17 protein-coding genes are annotated in these 17,444 nt (G+C 70.5%); 3 read left to right on the forward strand and 14 right to left on the reverse strand.

The window, feature by feature from the left end:
* Positions 1–158 precede the first annotated feature (158 nt).
* A complete protein-coding gene (locus E1218_RS28315; RefSeq protein ID WP_132325680.1) occupies positions 159–1,277 on the reverse strand; it encodes a glycosyltransferase family 4 protein in 1,119 nt (372 codons plus the stop codon).
* A complete protein-coding gene (locus E1218_RS28320) occupies positions 1,277–2,209 on the reverse strand; it encodes an L-threonylcarbamoyladenylate synthase (protein ID WP_233712522.1) in 933 nt (310 codons plus the stop codon). The genes E1218_RS28315 and E1218_RS28320 overlap by 1 nt, the downstream gene beginning before the upstream one ends.
* 118 nt (positions 2,210–2,327) lie before the next feature.
* Between E1218_RS28320 and E1218_RS28325 the strand changes: the two genes are divergently transcribed.
* Both E1218_RS28325 and E1218_RS28330 read left to right on the forward strand, forming a co-directional pair.
* The gene (locus E1218_RS28325; RefSeq protein ID WP_132325682.1) at positions 2,328–3,344 is read left to right on the forward strand and encodes an adenosine deaminase; all 1,017 of its coding nucleotides are present in this window, start codon (positions 2,328–2,330) and stop codon (positions 3,342–3,344) included.
* Between the two features lie 64 nt (positions 3,345–3,408).
* Positions 3,409–4,350, forward strand: a complete 942-nt coding sequence (locus tag E1218_RS28330; protein WP_233712523.1) for a hypothetical protein — start codon at positions 3,409–3,411, stop codon at positions 4,348–4,350.
* Between the two features lie 17 nt (positions 4,351–4,367).
* Here E1218_RS28330 and E1218_RS28335 read toward each other — a convergent pair whose 3' ends face one another.
* Positions 4,368–4,787, reverse strand: a complete 420-nt coding sequence (locus E1218_RS28335; RefSeq protein ID WP_132325686.1) for an STAS domain-containing protein — start codon at positions 4,785–4,787, stop codon at positions 4,368–4,370.
* 305 nt (positions 4,788–5,092) lie between these two features.
* Here E1218_RS28335 and E1218_RS37840 point away from each other — a divergent pair, with 305 nt between their 5' ends.
* Entirely contained in the window at positions 5,093–5,227 is a 135-nt protein-coding gene (locus E1218_RS37840) for a hypothetical protein (protein ID WP_267900332.1), read from the forward strand.
* Here E1218_RS37840 and prmC read toward each other — a convergent pair.
* The 11 genes from prmC to E1218_RS28395 form a co-directional block, all read right to left on the reverse strand.
* Positions 5,224–6,069, reverse strand: a complete 846-nt coding sequence (gene prmC / locus E1218_RS28345) for a peptide chain release factor N(5)-glutamine methyltransferase (RefSeq protein WP_233712524.1) — start codon at positions 6,067–6,069, stop codon at positions 5,224–5,226. The genes E1218_RS37840 and prmC overlap by 4 nt on opposite strands.
* Positions 6,066–7,142 carry a peptide chain release factor 1 gene (gene prfA / locus E1218_RS28350; RefSeq protein ID WP_132325690.1) on the reverse strand — a complete coding sequence of 359 codons (1,077 nt, stop codon included), beginning with the start codon at positions 7,140–7,142 and terminating at the stop codon, positions 6,066–6,068. Before prfA ends, prmC begins: the two co-directional genes overlap by 4 nt.
* Positions 7,143–7,311: 169 nt before the next feature.
* Positions 7,312–7,518: a 50S ribosomal protein L31 gene (rpmE, locus tag E1218_RS28355; protein WP_130387310.1), complete on the reverse strand. Its 207-nt coding sequence runs from the start codon at positions 7,516–7,518 to the stop codon at positions 7,312–7,314.
* 110 nt (positions 7,519–7,628) lie between these two features.
* The gene (rho, locus tag E1218_RS28360) at positions 7,629–9,782 is read right to left on the reverse strand and encodes a transcription termination factor Rho (protein WP_233712525.1); all 2,154 of its coding nucleotides are present in this window, start codon (positions 9,780–9,782) and stop codon (positions 7,629–7,631) included.
* A gap of 339 nt (positions 9,783–10,121) precedes the next feature.
* A complete protein-coding gene (gene thrB / locus E1218_RS28365; RefSeq protein ID WP_132325694.1) occupies positions 10,122–11,054 on the reverse strand; it encodes a homoserine kinase in 933 nt (310 codons plus the stop codon).
* Positions 11,055–11,065: 11 nt separating this feature from the next.
* Entirely contained in the window at positions 11,066–12,139 is a 1,074-nt protein-coding gene (thrC, locus tag E1218_RS28370) for a threonine synthase (RefSeq protein WP_132325696.1), read from the reverse strand.
* A 6-nt stretch (positions 12,140–12,145) separates the two neighbouring features.
* Positions 12,146–13,441, reverse strand: coding sequence for a homoserine dehydrogenase (locus E1218_RS28375; RefSeq protein WP_132325698.1), 1,296 nt, complete (start codon positions 13,439–13,441; stop codon positions 12,146–12,148).
* Positions 13,438–14,841, reverse strand: coding sequence for a diaminopimelate decarboxylase (gene lysA, locus E1218_RS28380; RefSeq protein ID WP_132325700.1), 1,404 nt, complete (start codon positions 14,839–14,841; stop codon positions 13,438–13,440). The genes E1218_RS28375 and lysA overlap by 4 nt, the downstream gene beginning before the upstream one ends.
* Positions 14,838–16,496, reverse strand: coding sequence for an arginine--tRNA ligase (argS, locus tag E1218_RS28385; RefSeq protein WP_132325702.1), 1,659 nt, complete (start codon positions 16,494–16,496; stop codon positions 14,838–14,840). Before argS ends, lysA begins: the two co-directional genes overlap by 4 nt.
* 62 nt (positions 16,497–16,558) lie before the next feature.
* On the reverse strand, positions 16,559–17,089 hold the full coding sequence (locus tag E1218_RS28390) for a hypothetical protein (RefSeq protein WP_233712526.1): 531 nt from the start codon (positions 17,087–17,089) through the stop codon (positions 16,559–16,561).
* A gap of 44 nt (positions 17,090–17,133) precedes the next feature.
* Positions 17,134–17,319, reverse strand: coding sequence for a PspC domain-containing protein (locus tag E1218_RS28395; RefSeq protein ID WP_132325704.1), 186 nt, complete (start codon positions 17,317–17,319; stop codon positions 17,134–17,136).
* Positions 17,320–17,444: the final 125 nt, after the last annotated feature.

Genomic DNA, 17,444 nt, shown 5'->3' on the forward strand with positions numbered 1-17,444 from the left:
GGTCAGGGGTGTCGCTGTTCTTTGCTGATGCTTGTGAAAACTAGCACAAAGTCTGCACGGTCAGCAAAACATCCCTGCCGCTGTACAGACAGACACCCTATCGGTAGGCCACGTCGCCGAGTGGTCTGGTCCCTGTCCGGTCAGCGACCAGACCCGGCCTAAACCTTGGCGAGCGGCTTCCGGGAGCGGCGCGGGAGGCCGGTGGTGAGCAGGATCGCGGTGACCGTGACCGCCAGCACGATCAGCGCGGTCCACCAGAACAGCACCAGTCCGAGAACGACCACGCCGTACGCGATCAGGGCGGTCCACAGGTACATCAGCAGGACGGCGCGGCGGTGCGAGTGGCCGCGCTGCATCAGGCGGTGGTGCAGGTGGAGTTTGTCCGCGGCGAACGGCGACCGGCCGGCCTTGGTCCGGCGGACGTAGGCCATCGTCAGGTCCAGCGCCGGGATCGCGAGCACCGCGATCGGGAGGATCAGCGGGAGCAGCGCCGGCAGCAGGCTGGAGCCGCCGGGCTCGTACGGGACCGCGTTCGGGTCCATCTGGCCGGTCAGGCTGATCGTCGAGGCGGCCAGCATCAGGCCGATCAGCAGGGCACCGGAGTCGCCCATGAAAACCCTGGCCGGGAAGAAGTTGTGCGGCAGGAAGCCCAGGCACGCACCGGCCAGGGCGACCGTGATCAGCGTCGACGTGGTCGCCCGGTCGAGGTTCTGCTCGACGTTCAGCAGGTACGAGTAGGTGAAGAACGCGGTCGCGCCGATCGCGGTCACGCCGGCGGCCAAACCGTCCAGGCCGTCGACGAAGTTCACCGCGTTGCAGGACACCAGCAGGATCCCCGCGGTCAGGACGGCGAGCTGCGCGGGCGGCGGCGAGACCACGCCGCCCGGCAGCGGGAGCCAGTACAACTGGATGCCCTGGACAACCATCACGCCGACGGCCAGGACCTCGCCGGCCAGCTTGGTGATCGCATCCAGCTCGTACAGGTCGTCGACCACGCCGACGGCGCAGATCACCACGCCGCCGATCAGGATCGCGCGGGCGTCGTGGGCGACCTGGAGGCTGTCGCCGAGGAACGGCAGGCTGGAGGCCACCGCGAAGCCCGCGATCAGGCCGCCGAGGATGGACAGGCCGCCGAAGTACGGGATCGGCACCTTGTGCACGTCCCGGGACCGGACCTTCGCGACAGCGCCGTAGCGCACCGCGATCTGCCGGGCCACGCCGGTCAGCAGGAAGGTCGTGGCCATGGCCACGAACAGGACCAGCAGGTACTCGCGCACTAGTCTGCAGGCCTCACATCGGGTTCGGTCGGCTTCTCGTCCTTCTCCACCGGCTTGGACGCCCCGACCGTCCCATCGGTTGGCTCCTCGTCCGCGGTCTTGTCGTCGGCGACCGGCTCCTCGTCCGCGGGCTTGTCGTCGGCGACCGGCTCCTCGTCCGCGGTCTTGTCGTCGGCGACCGGCTCCTCGTCCGCGGGCTTGTCGTCGGCGACCGGCTCCTCGTCCGCGGGCTTGTCGTCGGCGAGCGGCTTCTCCTCCTCGGCCGGCTTCTCGTCGGGCTTGTCGGTGTCCTGGTCGGAGATGATCTCCGGGACGACGGCGCGCAGCCGGTCGAGGGTCAGGGCACCGAGGCGGACGACGCGGGGCGTGTCACCGGTGATGTCGACGATGGTGGACGGCTGACCGCCGGTCGCCGTACCGCCGTCGAGGTAGACCGCGACCGAGTCCTGCAGCTGCTCCTCGGCGTCGTACACGTCCAGCGCCGCCGGCTGCCCGCTGAGGTTGGCCGAGCTGACCGCGAGCGGCCCGGTGCGAGACAGCAGCTCGCGGGTGTTCTCATGGTCCGGCACCCGGAGCGCGACGGTTCCCTGCGTCTCCCCCAGGTCCCACATCAGCGAGGTCTGCGCGTGGCAGATCACCGTCAGCGGCCCGGGCCAGAACTCCTCGCACAGCTTGCGTCCGGTGTCGGGGACGTCGGTGGCGAGCGCGTCCAGCGACTCCACCACCGAGATCAGCACCGGTGGCGGCATGTCGCGGCCGCGGCCCTTGGCGTCCAGCAGCCTCTGGACCGCGTCGGCCTTGAAGGCGTCCGCGGCGATCCCGTACACCGTGTCGGTCGGAAGGACGACCAGGTCGCCGGCCTCGATGGCGTCCACGGCCGCTCGATAGGCCGGTGCCAGCTCATCGCCGGTGAAGTCGAAGCGCTCACTCACGCACCGAATCGTGCCACCCGCGCGTCCGCCCGCTCCACTCGGGCTCCCGCACGCCCGACCTGACAAATGATTGTCAGCTTTCCGCCCGAGCGTCCCCGGACCTCCTTAGGATCCCGGCATGACTGTGTCGCGGGAGTTCCTGGCCGGCCTGCCCAAGGCCGAGCTGCACGTCCATCACGTCGGGTCCGCGTCGCCGCGGATCGTCGCCGAGCTCGCCGCCCGGCATCCGGAGTCGCCGGTGCCGGCCGACCCGGTAGCGCTGGCGGAGTACTTCCAGTTCACCGACTTCGCGAAGTTCATCGAGATCTATCTGACCGTCGTCGACCTGATCAAGACGCCGGACGACGTCCGGCTGCTGACCTACGAGATCGCCCACGAGATGGCCGGGCAGAACCTCCGGTACGCCGAGCTCACGGTGACGCCGTACACCACCGTGACCCGCGGGATCGCGGCCGAGGCGTTCTGCGAGGCGATCGAGGACGCCCGGGTCGCGGCGGAGAAGGAGCTCGGCGTCACGCTGCGGTGGATCTTCGACATCGCCGGTGAGGCCGGGCTGCCGGCGGCCGAGGAGACCCTGCGGATCGCGACGAAGATCCGGCCGGAGGGTCTGGTCGGCTTCGGGCTCGGCGGGCCGGAGATCGGCGTACCGCGGCCGCAGTTCCGGCCGCACTTCGAGGCCGCGGTCGCCGCCGGTCTGCGGAGCGTGCCGCACGCCGGCGAGACCACCGGGCCGGAGACGATCTGGGACGCGATCCGGGTGCTGAAGGCCGAGCGGATCGGCCACGGTACGTCGGCGATCCAGGACCCGGCCCTGGTCGACTACCTCGGCGAGCACCGGATCCCGCTCGAGGTCAGCCCGACGTCCAACATCGCCACCCGCGCGGTCGCGTCGTACGACGTGCACCCGTTGCGCGCGATGGCCGAGGCCGGGCTGGTCGTCACCGTCAACTCCGACGACCCGCCGATGTTCGGCACCGACCTCACCAACGAGTACGCCGTCGCCGCCCGGCTCCTGGACCTGGACGAGGCCGGCGTGGCCGACCTGGCCAGGACGGCGGTCAGGGTCTCGTTCGCCGAGGACTCGGTGAAGAACGCGCTGCTCACGGAGATCGGCGAGTACGTCGCGAAGGTCTAGCTCGGGATTCGGGACCGAGCGTGGTTGTCTAGGTGGAGTGCGGACAGTCCCCGGGGTAGTGGCCGTGTTCGGGTTGTTGCTGGGCGTCGCGGCCTGCAGCGACGAGCCCGGAGCGGCCGCGCCGGGTGCGACCACTCCCCCGGCGTCCTCGGCCGGTTCGTCACCGACCACGCGTCCGCCGGCCACTCCGACCCCACCGTCGGCACCGGTCGAAGGTGAGCTGCCGCGCGGCGGGCGCACGATCTTCCCGAAGTACCAGCTCGTCGCGTACGTCGGCCTGCCCGGCTCGCCCGCCCTCGGTCCACTGGACAAGGACCTGGACGCGCGGGCCGCGCGCCTCGAGAAACTGTCCCGCGCGTACGCCGCCGGCCGGACGCCGCAGCCGGTGATGGAACTGATCACGGTGGTCGCGAAGGCGACGCCCGGCCAGGACCGGATGTACCGCGGCCGGATCCCGGACGCGAAGATCGACGAGTACCTGGCGGCCGCGCGGAAGCACAAGATGCTGCTGCTGCTCGACGTCCAGCCGGGCCGGGCCAAGATCCTGCCCGAGGTGAAGCGGCTCGAACGCTGGCTGAAGGAGCCGGACGTCGGGCTGGCGTTCGACCCGGAGTGGGCCGTCGGGCCGAACCAGGTGCCGGGCCGGGTCTTCGGCCGGACGACCGGCACGGAGCTCGACAGCATCGCGTCGTACCTCTCGGGTCTCGTGCAGACGCACAAGCTGCCGGAGAAGGTGTTCGTCTTCCACCAGTTGTCGGCGCGGATCGTGACCGGTGAGCAGGCGCTGAGGAGGCACCCGGGCGTGGTGACCATCAAGTCGGTCGACGGGATCGGCGCCCGCGCGGACAAGCTGGAGACCTGGGGCAAGCTCACCCAGCGACTGCCTGCCGGGGTGCACGCCGGCTTCAAGCTCTTCCACACCGAGGACACCCGCCACGGTCCGCTGATGACCCCGGCCCAGGTACTCGCGCTGCGGCCACGGCCGGAGCTCGTCGTGTACGAGTAGCCGGCGCAGCGCCGTTCTCAGTCTCGGTGCGGGGTCTGCGCACCGAACCCCGGGACGACGGTCTCGACCGGTGCCGGCTCCACCTCCATCGGCTTGGCGAGCCCGGCAACGGCCTGCTCCACCGAGTCGAAGACGGCGAACACCTTGTGCAGCTTGGTGATCCGGAAGATCTTCCGCACCCGCGGCCCCGGCGCCGCCAGGAACAACGCGCCGGCGTGGGCCGCGGACTTCTTGTGCGCGCCGACCAGGACACCGAGTCCGCTCGAGTCCATGAAGTCCACCGCGCTCAGGTCGAGGATCAGCGGACGCGGGCCGACCAGGCCCTTGAGCTCGGCGGTCAGGGCCGGGGCGCTGTCCAGGTCGAGGTCACCGGCCACCCGCACGATGACGTGGTCACCGGCGTCGGTGGTGCGGAAGGACGTTTCGTCGTCGGCCATGACGGCGGGTCTCCTGTCGGGACCAGGGCCGATGCGCCGGCTGCTGGCAGAACCGATCGACCGCCGCTATGCCTATCACCGGAGCGGGGGCCGATCAACCATCGGCGTCCGTGGCGACGCATCCGAGTACCGACCGCGACGAACCCTTGACCGAACGCAATGTTTCGATCGTGTGCCTCCGGGTTATCTCTGCAAGTGGGCACAGACACGTCGCCCGAGGAACACCAGGGAAAGCAGCTGTCGTGGTCACCACCGCCGAATCGTGTGCCGTCGAAGTCACCGCCTTCGTCGCTCCACCGCCCATCATGAGGCCGTTGTACGCCGCCGTCGACCGGTTCCGCGCCCGCTGGCTGCGTCTCGGCGACCGCGCCGAGCTCGCCACCGGCGCCGTACTGCTGGTCCTGGCCGTGGCGGTCTTCACGCTGAACGCCGTGCTCTAGTCGATCCTGCGGCCGGTCGCGAACCGGTTGCGGCCGGCCAGGTCCAGCTGATCGCGGACCTCGGCGAACAGGCCGGTGGCGGTGAAGACGGCCGGCGCGGACCCGCCCTGGACGTCCGCGTGCTCACACGCGAACCAGCCACCGGGTTTCAGCAGCCGGCCGGCGGTCGCGGCCACCACCTTGATCTCGTCCAGCCCGTCGTCACCGGACCACAACGCGAGCGCCGGGTCGTGGTCGCGGACCTCGGCCGTGACGGATTCCCACGCGGTCAGGGGGATGTACGGCGGGTTGGAGATCACCGCGTCCACCCGGCCACCGAGCTCCGGCAGGCACCCGTCGATGTCGCCCTCGTGCAGGACAGCGCCCGTCCCGGCGAGATTGCGGCGAGCCCAGACACACGCCTCGGCCGACAGCTCGACGGCGTGAACGACGCTGTCCGGCCGCTCGGTGGCGACCGCGCCCGCGATCGCTCCGGAGCCCGTGCACAGATCCACCACCAGCGGCGACTCGACGCCGGCCAGCTTCTCCAGGATCCAGCCGACCATGACCTCGGTCTCCGGCCGCGGCACGAACACCCCGGGCCCCACTGCGAGCTCGCGGTAGCGGAAGGCCGCCGTACCGGTCAGGTGCTGGAGTGGCTCGCGGGCAGCCCTGCGCTGGATCAACTCGTCGTACCGGTGCATCTGCTCCTCGGTCGGCGTGCCGAGGCTGAGCCGGCTCGTGCCGGTGACGAAGGCGAGCAGCTCGGCCGCGTCGAAGTCGGGCGACGCGACGCCCGCGTCCCGCAGCCTGGCCGTGGCCTCGGCGAGCAGGACCTTCACTCCCCCGCCGCCGGTGCTCACTGGCTCTCGACGGCCTCGAGGCGGGCGGCGAGATCGGCGTCGGTCAGCGCCTGGATCACCGGCGCCAGTTCGCCGCCGAGGACCTGGTCGAGGTTGTGCGCCTTGTAGCCGACCCGGTGGTCGGAGAACCGGTTCTCCGGGAAGTTGTAGGTGCGGATCCGCTCGGACCGGTCGACGGTGCGGATCTGTGACCGGCGGGCGTCGGACGCCTCCTGGTCGGCCGCCTCCTGGGCCGCGGCGAGCAGCCGGGCCCGGAGTACGCGCATCGCCTGCTCACGGTTCTGCAGCTGGGACTTCTCGTTCTGCATCGACACCACGATGCCGGTCGGCAGGTGGGTGATCCGGACCGCGGAGTCGGTCGTGTTCACGCTCTGACCGCCCGGGCCGGAGGAGCGGAACACGTCGATCCGCAGGTCGCTCGGGTCGATCTCGACGTCGACGTCCTCCGCCTCGGGCAGCACCAGCACACCGGCCGCCGAGGTGTGGATCCGGCCCTGCGACTCGGTCACCGGCACCCGTTGGACGCGGTGCACACCGCCCTCGAACTTGAGCTTCGCGTACGGCGCTTCACCCGGCCCCGGCGTCCCTTTCGCCTTCACCGCGACCGTGATCGACTTGTACCCGCCCAGGTCGGACTCGGCCGAGTCCAGCACCTCGGTCTTCCAATTCTGCGACTCGGCGTACTTCAGGTACATCTTCAGCAGGTCGCCGGCGAACAGCGCGGACTCGTCGCCGCCCTCGCCGGCCTTGATCTCGAGGATCGCGTCCTTGTCGTCACTCGGGTCGCGCGGGACCAGCAGCACCTGCAAGCGCTCCGCGAGCTCCTCGCGGCGGGCGGCCAGCCTGGTGGCCTCCTCGGCGAACGCCGGGTCCTCGGCCGCGAGCTCACGGGCCGCCTCGATGTCGTCACCGGTCTGCAGCCACTCGTCGTACGTACGCACCACCGGGACGAGCGCGGCGTACCGCTTGCCGACCCGGCGGGCGTTGGCCTGGTCGGAGTGCAGCTCCGGATCCGCCATCTGCCGCTCCAGGTCGGCGTACTCCGCCTTGAGCGTCCGAACCGCCTCGAACATCCCGCACTCCTCCCTCCGAAACGCCGATACATCCGAACCGCGCCAGCCCCGCGCGAAAGGGTGCGGGTGGCGAAGCCCCCGCTCGCGGCAAGCGGAGGGCAGCCGCACAACACGAAGGCGAGGTGGCCTGCGCTCTCCGCAGGCACACCCCGCCCATCGCCTTCGACAGCTACTTCTTGGCGTACCGCTTCTCGAAGCGGGCGACCCGACCACCGGTGTCGAGGATCTTCTGCTTACCGGTGTAGAAGGGGTGGCACTGCGAGCACACGTCGGCGTGGATCACGCCGTTCTCGGCGGTCGAGCGCGTGGTGAACGTCGCGCCACAGGTGCAGGTCACCGTGGTGTCCACGTATGTCGGGTGAATGTCGCTCTTCAACGGATCTCCTAGGTCTCAGGTGCTCCGGGTCGCCCGCGGACGCGGACGTGAACCGGAACCGACAGACCAGTTTGCCACCCGGGGGCGGCAAACCGGTAATCGGGTGCGTCTCAGTTGCCGTCGTCGGTGGTCCGGCCGCCGCCGGCCGACGGGGTGGTCTTGTTGACCTGGAGCAGGAACTCGATGTTCGACTTGCTTTCCTTGAGTTTGCCGATCAGGAGCTCCAGCGCGGCCTGACCGTCGAGCGCGGACAGCACCCGGCGGAGCTTCCAGACCACCTGGGTCTCGTCCTTGCTCATCAGCAGTTCCTCGCGGCGGGTGCCGGAGGCGACCACGTCGATGGCCGGGAAGATGCGCCGGTCGGCGAACTCGCGGCGCAGCCGCAGCTCCATGTTGCCGGTGCCCTTGAACTCCTCGAAGATGACCTCGTCCATCTTCGAGCCGGTCTCGATCAGCGCGGTGGCCAGGATGGTCAGCGAGCCGCCGTCCTCGATGTTGCGGGCCGCACCGAAGAACCGCTTCGGCGGGTACAGCGCGGACGAGTCGACACCACCGGACAGGATCCGGCCGCTGGCCGGCGCCGCGATGTTGTACGCGCGCCCCAGCCGCGTGATCGAGTCCAGCAGGACGACGACGTCGTGGCCGAGCTCGACCAGGCGCTTGGCCCGCTCGATCGCCAGCTCGGCGACCGTGGTGTGGTCGTCGGCCGGCCGGTCGAAGGTCGAGGCGATGACCTCGCCCTTGACCGTGCGCTGCATGTCGGTGACCTCTTCGGGCCGCTCGTCCACCAGCACGACCATCAGGTGCACTTCGGGGTTGTTCGTGGTGATCGCGTTCGCCAGCGCCTGCAGCACCATCGTCTTGCCGGCCTTCGGCGGCGAGACGATCAGGCCGCGCTGGCCCTTGCCGATCGGGCTGACGATGTCGACGATCCGGGTGGTGAGCACACCGGGCTCGGTCTCCAGCCGGAGCCGCTCGGTCGCGTACAGCGGGGTCAGCTTGTTGAAGTCCTGCCGCTGCTTGGCGATCTCCGGGTCCGACCCGTTCACGGTGTCGATCCGGACCAGCGGGTTGAACTTCTCCTTGCGCTCACCCTCCTGCGGCTGCTTCACCGCACCGGTGATCGCGTCACCCTTGCGCAGGCCGTAGCGCTTCACCATCGACAGCGCGACGTACACGTCGTTCGGGCCCGGCAGGTAGCCGCTGGTCCGGACGAACGCGTAGTTGTCGAGGACGTCGAGGATGCCGGCCGCCGGGACGAGGACGTCGTCCTCGCTGATCGTCGGCTCCGGGTCGAACCGCTCGCCGCGGCCGCGGTTGCGGCCACCGTCGCGACCGCCGGTCTGGCCGCCGTCGCGGTTGCGGTCCCGGTCGCGGCCCCGGCGGCGCCGGCGACGGCCCTCGCCTTCCTCGCCGCGGTCGTTCTGGTCCTGCCGATTGCGCTGGTCACCGCGCTGGTTCTGGTTGCCGTCGCGGTTCTGGCTGTCCCGGTTGCGGTCCCGGTTCTGCTCGCCGCGGTCACCCCGGTTGTCGCGGTCACCCCGGCCGTCGCGGTCACCGCGGCCGTCGCGGTTGTCCCGCTCGCCGCGGTCACCCCGGTCGTCGCGGTTGTCCCGGTCGTCGCGGTCACCCCGGTCGCCGCGGTTGTCCCGGTCGCCGCGGTTGTCCCGGTCGCCACCGCGGTTGTCGCGGTTCTGGTTGTCCCGGGTGCGGTTCCGGTTGTCGCCGCGGTCCTCGCCGTCCCGGCCGCGCTCGGCCTGGTCGGTCCCCGGCTCGGCGACGGTGGTGCCGTTCTGCGTCGCGACCTCGGCCGCGGGCGCCTCGGCGGCGACGGCGGGCGCGGCGGCGGTCGGCTCGGCGCCGGGGGCGCTGTTCTGGCCGGCGTCCTTCTCGGCCGCGGCGCGGGTCCGGCGGCTGCCGCCCTCTCGCTTGGCCGGGGCGTCGGCCTTCGCCGGAGCGTCGGCCTGGGCCGCGGGCGCCTCGGCGGCACCCTCGTCCAGGGTCGGCTGGCTCGCCTTCGGGCGCGAACCGCCCGTCGAGCTACCCGCCTGGGCGGCCTTGATCGCCTCGATCAGCTGGCCCTTGCGCAGTGCGCCGGTGCCCTTGATGCCGAGCGTCCCGGCGAGCTGCTTGAGCTCGGGGAGCAGCATGCCCTCGAGGCCGCCTCCGGCCTTCCGGCGACGCGTCGCGGTGGTGGCCGCGGCGTCGGCATCCGGGGCCGGCGTCGAGCCGGCTCCGCTGGAGGCTTCAACAATTTCTGTCACGTGAGGTCCTTCCCACACGGATCGTCGATGTCTTGAACGCACCGACCGTTTCATCACCCACGACCGACGCGGTGCCGTCGGTTCCGGCTGCGGCGGCGACGTGGGTACAAGAGGCTCTCGCTCGATCTGAGTCCCCCGGACATCTCCGACGCAGGCGGCGCAAGGTCAAATCCACAGGAGGGTCGCCACACAACACAGGGTGCCGGGAGCACAGCCCGGATCGTGACGAGAGTTCACCGATCACCTGGAGGGGATCGGGTGAGTCGAGACTAGCACCACTACGGGTCGTTCGGCCCCTCAGGGGTTGCAACGCGTGTCAGTTCCCGGGTATTCCCCGCCTCAGCCGGACTCCATGGACCAGACCTGCACTCCCGCTGACTCGATCCGCAGGTCGTGCCGCTCCCAGCCGTCCGGCGCGGACGGACAGGCCCGGTCAGCGGCCCCCAGAACGACGACCGTCGGGCCGGCGCCACTCACGACCGCGGCGAGCCCGCTCCCGCGGAGCTTGTGCACGAGCGCCAGGCTCTCCGGCATCGCGGGCTCGCGGTACTCCTGGTGCAGCCGGTCCTCGGTCGCCGTCAGCAGCAACTCAGGCCGCAGAGTCAATGCTGTGACCAGCAGTGCCGCCCTTCCCGCGTTCGCCGCCGCGTCGCTGTGGGGAACGACGCTCGGAAGCAGCCCGCGCGCCTCCTTGGTCAGCACGCGGTTGTCCGGCACATAGGCCACGGCGGCCAGTCCGTCGACCGGGTCCAACCGGAGCGCACGCCCCCCACCTTCATCGACACTGTCACCTTCTGTCCAAGCGATGGTGAACCCACCGAGCGCGGCCGCGGCCACGTTGTCCGGGTGTCCTTCGATCTCGTTCGCGAGCACGACGAGCCGCTCCCGGTCCACCGGTACGCCGGCCAGTCCGTACGCCGCCGCGAGACCGCCGACGATCGCGGCCGACGACGACCCGAGCCCGCGGCCGTGCGGAATCCGGTTCTCGCAGCGCAGCGTGAAGCCGGGCACCGACACACCCAGCGCCTCGAGGCCGCGACGGATCGACCGGACCACCAGGTGCGACTCGTCCAGCGGTACCTCGCCCTCGCCGGGCCCGCTCACCTCGACGGTCACCCCGGATCCGCCCGGGGTGACGATCAGGTCGTCGTACAGGGTGAGCGCCAGGCCGAAGGCGTCGAAGCCGGGGCCGAGGTTGGCGCTCGTCGCCGGCACCCGGACGCGGACCTGGTCGCACGGGCGGCGTTCGTCCTTGTGCTCCGCTGTCTCCACGGCGGCCGCCGTCAGGCCAGGCCGGCGACGCGGGCGACCGCGTCAGTATCGGCCGGGGTGACCGGGGACTCGATCACTTTCGCGTGGTCGAGCGCGGTGTCGATGTCCTTGAGGCCGTGGCCTGTGACGGTGATCACCACGGTCGAGCCACCATCCAGCCATCCCTGGGCCTTCGCGTGCAGCAGGCCGGCGACACCGGCCGCCGAGGCGGGCTCGACGAAGACTCCCTCGCGGGCGGCGAGCTCACGCTGGGCGGTCAGGATCTGCTCGTCGGTGACGCTCTCGATCCGGCCACCGGACTCGTCCCGGGCAGCCTCGGCGAGCGTCCAGGACGCCGGGTTGCCGACCCGGATCGCGGTCGCCGCGGTGTCCGGTTGCGCCACGATCGCCTTGCGCACGATGGGGGCCGCGCCCTCGGCCTGGAAACCCCACATCCGCGGGGTCCGGGTGGCCAGCTTGTCCTTGGCGTACTCCTGGTAGCCCTTCCAGTAGGCCGCGATGTTGCCGGCGTTCCCGACCGGCAGCAGATGCAGGTCCGGGGCGTCGCCGAGCGCGTCGCAGACCTCGAACGCGGCGGTCTTCTGGCCTTCCAGGCGGACCGGGTTCACCGAGTTCACCAGCGCGACCGGGTAGTTCTTGCCGAGCTCGCGGACGATCCGCAGGCAGTCGTCGAACCCGCCGTCGATCGACACCAGCTGGGCGCCGTGCACGATCGCCTGGGCCAGCTTGCCCTTCGCGATCCGGCCGGCCGGGATCAGCACCAGCGGGAGCAGCCCGGCGCGGACGGCGTACGCGGCCGCGGAGGCCGAGGTGTTGCCGGTCGACGCGCAGACCACCGCCTTGTCACCGGCTTGCGCGGCAAGCGAGATCGCGACCGTCATACCGCGGTCCTTGAACGAGCCGGTCGGGTTGTTGCCCTCGACCTTGAGCCAGACTTCGCAGTTCGTCTGCTCGCTGAGCCACTGCGCGGCCACCAGCGGCGTCCCGCCCTCGCCGAGCGTGACCACGGGAGTGTCCGCCGACACCGGTAGCCGGTCCCGGTACTCCTCGATCACGCCTTGCCACTGATGCCGCTGCTGTGCCATTCCGGTCTACCCGCCTTCTACCCGCATCACACTGCTGACTTCCCGAACGATGTCCATGTCACGCAGGGCCTCCACGGTCGCGGACAACGCGGCGTCGGTCGCGGTGTGGGTGACCACCACCAGCTGCGCGTCGCTGCCCCGGCCTTCCTGACGGACGGTCTGGATGGACACGTCGTGCTCGGCGAAGGCGTGCGCCACCGCCGCCAGCACGCCGGCCTTGTCGGCCACGTCCAGGGACACGTGGTAGCGGGTCATCGCGTCGCCCATCGGCCGCACGGCTCGCTGGGTGTACGACGACTCGCCGACCCCCGGCACACCCTTGAGCCGGTTGCGCGCGGCGGACACGAGATCCCCGAGGACAGCACTGGCCGTCGGGGCGCCGCCGGCACCACGACCATAGAACATCAGCTGGCCGGCCGCCTTGGATTCCACGAAAACCGCGTTGTACGCGTCCCGGACGCTCGCCAGCGGGTGGGTGGCGGGGATCATCGCCGGGTAGACGCGGGCGCTGACCGAGTCGGTCGCCTCGTCCAGCTCGCAGATCGCCAGCGACTTCACCACGCAGCCCATCTCCCGGGCCGAGGCGATGTCGGTTGCGGACACCTCGGTGATCCCCTCGCGGTGCACGTCGGCGATGGAAACCCTGGTATGGAAGGCCAGACTGGCCAGCAGGGCGGCCTTCGCGGCCGCGTCGAACCCCTCGATGTCGGCTGTCGGGTCGGCCTCGGCGTACCCGAGGGCCTGGGCCTCCTCGAGAGCCTCGTCGAAGCCGGCGCCGGTGGTGTCCATCTTGTCGAGGATGTAGTTCGTGGTGCCGTTGACGATGCCCATCACCCGGGTCACGTCGTCACCGGCGAGCGACTCGCGCAACGGCCGCAGGATCGGGATCGCGCCGGCCACCGCGGCCTCGAAGTACAGGTCGCGCTCGTACTTCTCCGCGGCGGCGAACAGCGTCGGGCCGTCCTCGGCGAGGAGCGCCTTGTTCGCCGTCACCACCGAGGCGCCGTGCTCCAGCGCGGACAGGATCAGGCTCCGGGCCGGCTCCAGGCCGCCGATCACCTCGATCACCAGGTCCAGGTCGCCGCGGGAGACCAGCGCCTGCGCGTCGGTCGTGATCAGCGACGGGTCGACCGCGATGTCGCGCGCCCGCCCCGGCCGCCGGACCGCGATCCCGGCGATCTCCAGCCGCCCGCCGACCCGCGCGGCGAGATGGTCCGCCTGCTCGGTCAGGATCCGCACCACCTCGGTGCCGACCACGCCGCAACCGAGCAGGCCCACCTTCAGAGGTTTGTCGTCGTTCACTCGGCCCCCATGTCCAGTGCAAGCAGGTCGTCCTCGGTTTCCCGGCGTACGACGACCCGGGCGTGACCGTCCTTGACCGCGATCACCGGCGGCCGCGGCACGTGGTTGTAGTTGCTCGCCATCGACCGGCAGTACGCACCGGTCCCCGGAACGGCGACCAGGTCGCCGGGCCGGACGTCCGACGGGAGGAACTCGTCCTTCACCACGATGTCGCCGGACTCACAGTGCTTGCCGACGACCCGGGTCAGCGTGGGCTCGCGGTCGGAGTACCGGTTGGCCAGGGTGCAGGAATAGTCGGCGTCGTACAGCGCCGTGCGGATGTTGTCGCTCATCCCGCCGTCGACGGACACGTACGTCCGGGAGGCGCCGGCGTCGAGCTCGACCTCCTTGACCGTGCCGACCGTGTAGACGGTGCAGACGGCCGGGCCGACGATCGCGCGGCCGGGCTCGATCGACACCTTCGGTACGTCGACCTCGAAGGCGCGGCACTCGTGCTCGACGATCTTGCCCATCTCAGTGGCCAGCTGCGCCGGGTCCGACGGGTCGTCCTGGGTGGTGTAGGCGATGCCGAAACCACCGCCCAGGTCGAGCTCGGGCATGTCCACGCCGAGCTCCTCGGAAACCCTTGCGTGCAAAGTGATCACGCGCTTCGCGGCCACCTCGAACCCGGACGAGTCGAAGATCTGCGAACCGATGTGCGAGTGCAGGCCGAGCAGCTCCAGCTCGTCGGATTCGTTGACCCTGGCAACGGCTTCGAAAGCCGCGCCGGAGGTGATCGAGAAGCCGAACTTCTGGTCCTCGTGCGCGGTCGCGATGTACTCGTGGGTGTGCGCCTCGACGCCCGCGGTCACCCGGACCATCACCGGGGCGACGGTGCCGCGCTCCCGGGCGAGCTCGATCAGCCGGTCGATCTCGAACAGCGAGTCGACGATGATCCGGCCGACACCGGCGTCCAGCGCCCGCGCCAGCTCGGACTCGGACTTGTTGTTGCCGTGGAAACCCAGCCGCTTCGGGTCGGCACCGGCGCGCAACGCGACCGCCAGCTCGCCCCCGCTGCAGATGTCCAGGTTCAGGCCTTCCTCCATCACCCAGCGGACGATCGTCGTACACAGGAACGCCTTGCCGGCGTAGTAGACGTCGAAGTCCTTGAAGGCGCTCTTGAACGCCCGGGCCCGGGCGCGGAAGTCGTCCTCGTCCAGCACGTACGCCGGACTGCCGTGCTCGGCCACCAGGTCACGGGCGTCGACGCCGCCGATGACCAGCGACCCCTCGGCGCTCTTCTTCGCCGTGGACGACCACAGCTGCGGGACCAGGTCGTTGACGTCGCGGGGTGCGCGCAGCCAGGACGGGCCGCGGTGGCCGATGTCCGCGTGCAGCGCGCCCGCCTCGTGCGCCCTCACATCCGCTCCGGAGCGGAGACGCCGAGCAGGTCCAGCCCGTTGGCGAGCACGGTCCTGGTCGCGCCGACCAGGGTCAGGCGAGCCTTGTGCACCGGCTCCACCTCCTCGTCACCGCGTGGCAGCACGCGGCAGCTGTCGTAGAACTTGTGGAACGCCGACGCGGTGTCCTCCAGGTAGCGGGCGATCCGGTGCGGCTCGCGCAGCTCGGCGGCGGTGGCGACGATGCGCGGGAACTCGGCCAGCGCTCGGAGCAGGTCGCCCTCGCGCTCGTGACTGAGCAGCCCCGGGTCGAACTCGTCGAGCTTGACGCCGAGCTCGTCGGCGTTGCGCAGGATCGACGCCAGCCGGGCGTGCGCGTACTGGACGTAGTACACCGGGTTCTCGCTGACCTGGCGGGTCATCTCCTCGATGTCCAGGGTCAGCGGGGAGTCCACCGGGTAGCGGCAGAGCGTGTAGCGGAGCGGGTCGACACCGCCCTCCTCGACCAGCTCGGCCAGCGTGACGATGGTGCCGGCCCGTTTGGACAGCCGCATCTCCTCGCCGCCCTTGAGGATCTTCACCAGCTGGCCGATCAGGATCTCGATGTTGTGCTCGGGGTCGTCACCGGCACAGGCCGCGATCGCCTTCAGCCGGTTCACATACCCGTGGTGGTCGGCACCCAGCATGTAGATGCAGACGTCGAAACCGCGCTCGCGCTTGTTCACGTAGTACGCCGCGTCCGAGGCGAAGTACGTCGGCTCCCCGTTCGACCGGATCAGCACCCGGTCCTTGTCGTCGGTGAAGTCGGTCGTCCGCATCCACAGCGCGTCGTCGGCGTCGTACAGATGACCCTGCTCACGGAGCTTCTCGATCGCGTGCCCGACGCCGTCCTGGTCGTGCAGGCTGCGCTCGGAGAACCAGACGTCGAAGCTCGTCCGGAAATGCTCGAGCTGGGACTGCTGCTCCTTGAGCTGGCGCTCGTACCCGGCCTCGCGGAAGGCGATGGCCTGCTCGGCCTCGGGCAGCGTGAGGATGTCCGGGACGTCGGCGACGATCCGCTGCGCGAGCTCGATGATGTACTCGCCGTGATAGCCGTCCTCGGGGATCTTGTGCCCGTTCGCGGCCGCCTGGAGGCTGGCGCCGAACTTGTCCATCTGGGCGCCGCGGTCGTTGATGTAGAACTCGCGGGTGACCACCGCGCCGGCCGCGGCCAGCACCCGGGCCAGAGCGTCGCCGACGGCGGCCCAGCGGGTGTGGCCGAGGTGCAGCGGGCCGGTCGGATTGGCGGAGATGAACTCCAGGTTCACCGTCTGGCCGTGCAGGGTGTCGGTGTGGCCGTAGCCCGGGCCGGCGTCCACGATGGCCTGCGCGACCTTGCCCTGGGCGTCGGCCGCGACCCGGATGTTGATGAAACCCGGCCCGGCGATCTCGACCGCGGTGATCGCGGCGTCGTCGGTGAGCTTGGCGGCCAGCAGCTCGGCGAACTGGCGCGGGTTCAATCCGGCGCGCTTGCCCAGCTGCATGGCGACATTGGTCGCGTAGTCCCCGTGCTCGGGGTTCTTGGGTCGCTCGACCTTCAGCTCGCGCGGCAGCCCGCCCTCGACGGTGATGGTGCCGTCGTCGGCGAGCGCGGCCAGGGCCTGCAGGATCTTCTCAGCGAGCTGTTCCGGAGTCACCGGATCAGCCTAATGGCCGCGACCGGCAACCCTTGACTCAGCATCCACAGCGCGGTACTCGGTCAGCCGGCGGCGTTGACCGCGATGTGCGCCCCGGGCGTGAGCGGAGCGTCCCAGGCGGCCTTCCCGCCGTTCACGGTGACTGTGAGTGAGCCACAGGCGTCACCCAGGCACCGGGCGTCGTACCGCACTCCCCAGAGGACGAAGAACTGCGCCAGTGTCGGGCGCTCGGCGGTCGTCTTGGCCTCGACGTACACCAGTCCGTCGTCGGCGTGGGTGTGGACGGCGGCCTGCTCGGCGCGGATGCGGTCGACACCGATCCCGGCCGGGATCTTCACCGGCGTGCCGTCGACCGTGACCGAGATGACCAGCGTGTACGGCGACGGGCCGGAGAAGTCGAGCGGGAGCCGCTCGAACCCGGCCTCGTCGATGTACGAGACCGCGTCCCGGGGAGCGTCCCACGGCGGCGGCCCGGTCCGGATCTCCGCCGGACCGGGCGGCGTCGGACCTACCTGGCAGCCGCCGGTCACGCCGCTGACGAGGAGCAGAGCGGCTGCCGTCGCACCCGCCCGGCGCCACCTGCCTGCTCTCATGAGGAGCAGGTTGCCATGACGCCCGGGCAGGGTGTCGGCGGGGGTCAGCGCTCCGACGGCATCAGCACCCAGAGCACGATGTAGATGAGGAACTGCGGGCCCGGCAGGATGCAGCTGATCACGAAGATCAGGCGCATGGTGTTCGCGGAGATGCCGAACCGGCGGGCCAGTCCAGCACAGACACCGCCGATCCAGCGACCGTTGGACGGGCGAACCAGAGTGCTAGCCATGGGTACCGATTTCCTTTCACTGATGGGCTTACAACCACTATGACGCCGCCCTGGCCGGACGCGATCCCGCCGCACCGGGCTTCCAGGGTCCCGTCAGGGTCTCCCCTCCCCCCGCCTCCGGTACC

Source organism: Kribbella turkmenica (assembly GCF_004348725.1).
GTDB classification, from domain to species: Bacteria; Actinomycetota; Actinomycetes; order Propionibacteriales; family Kribbellaceae; genus Kribbella; species Kribbella turkmenica.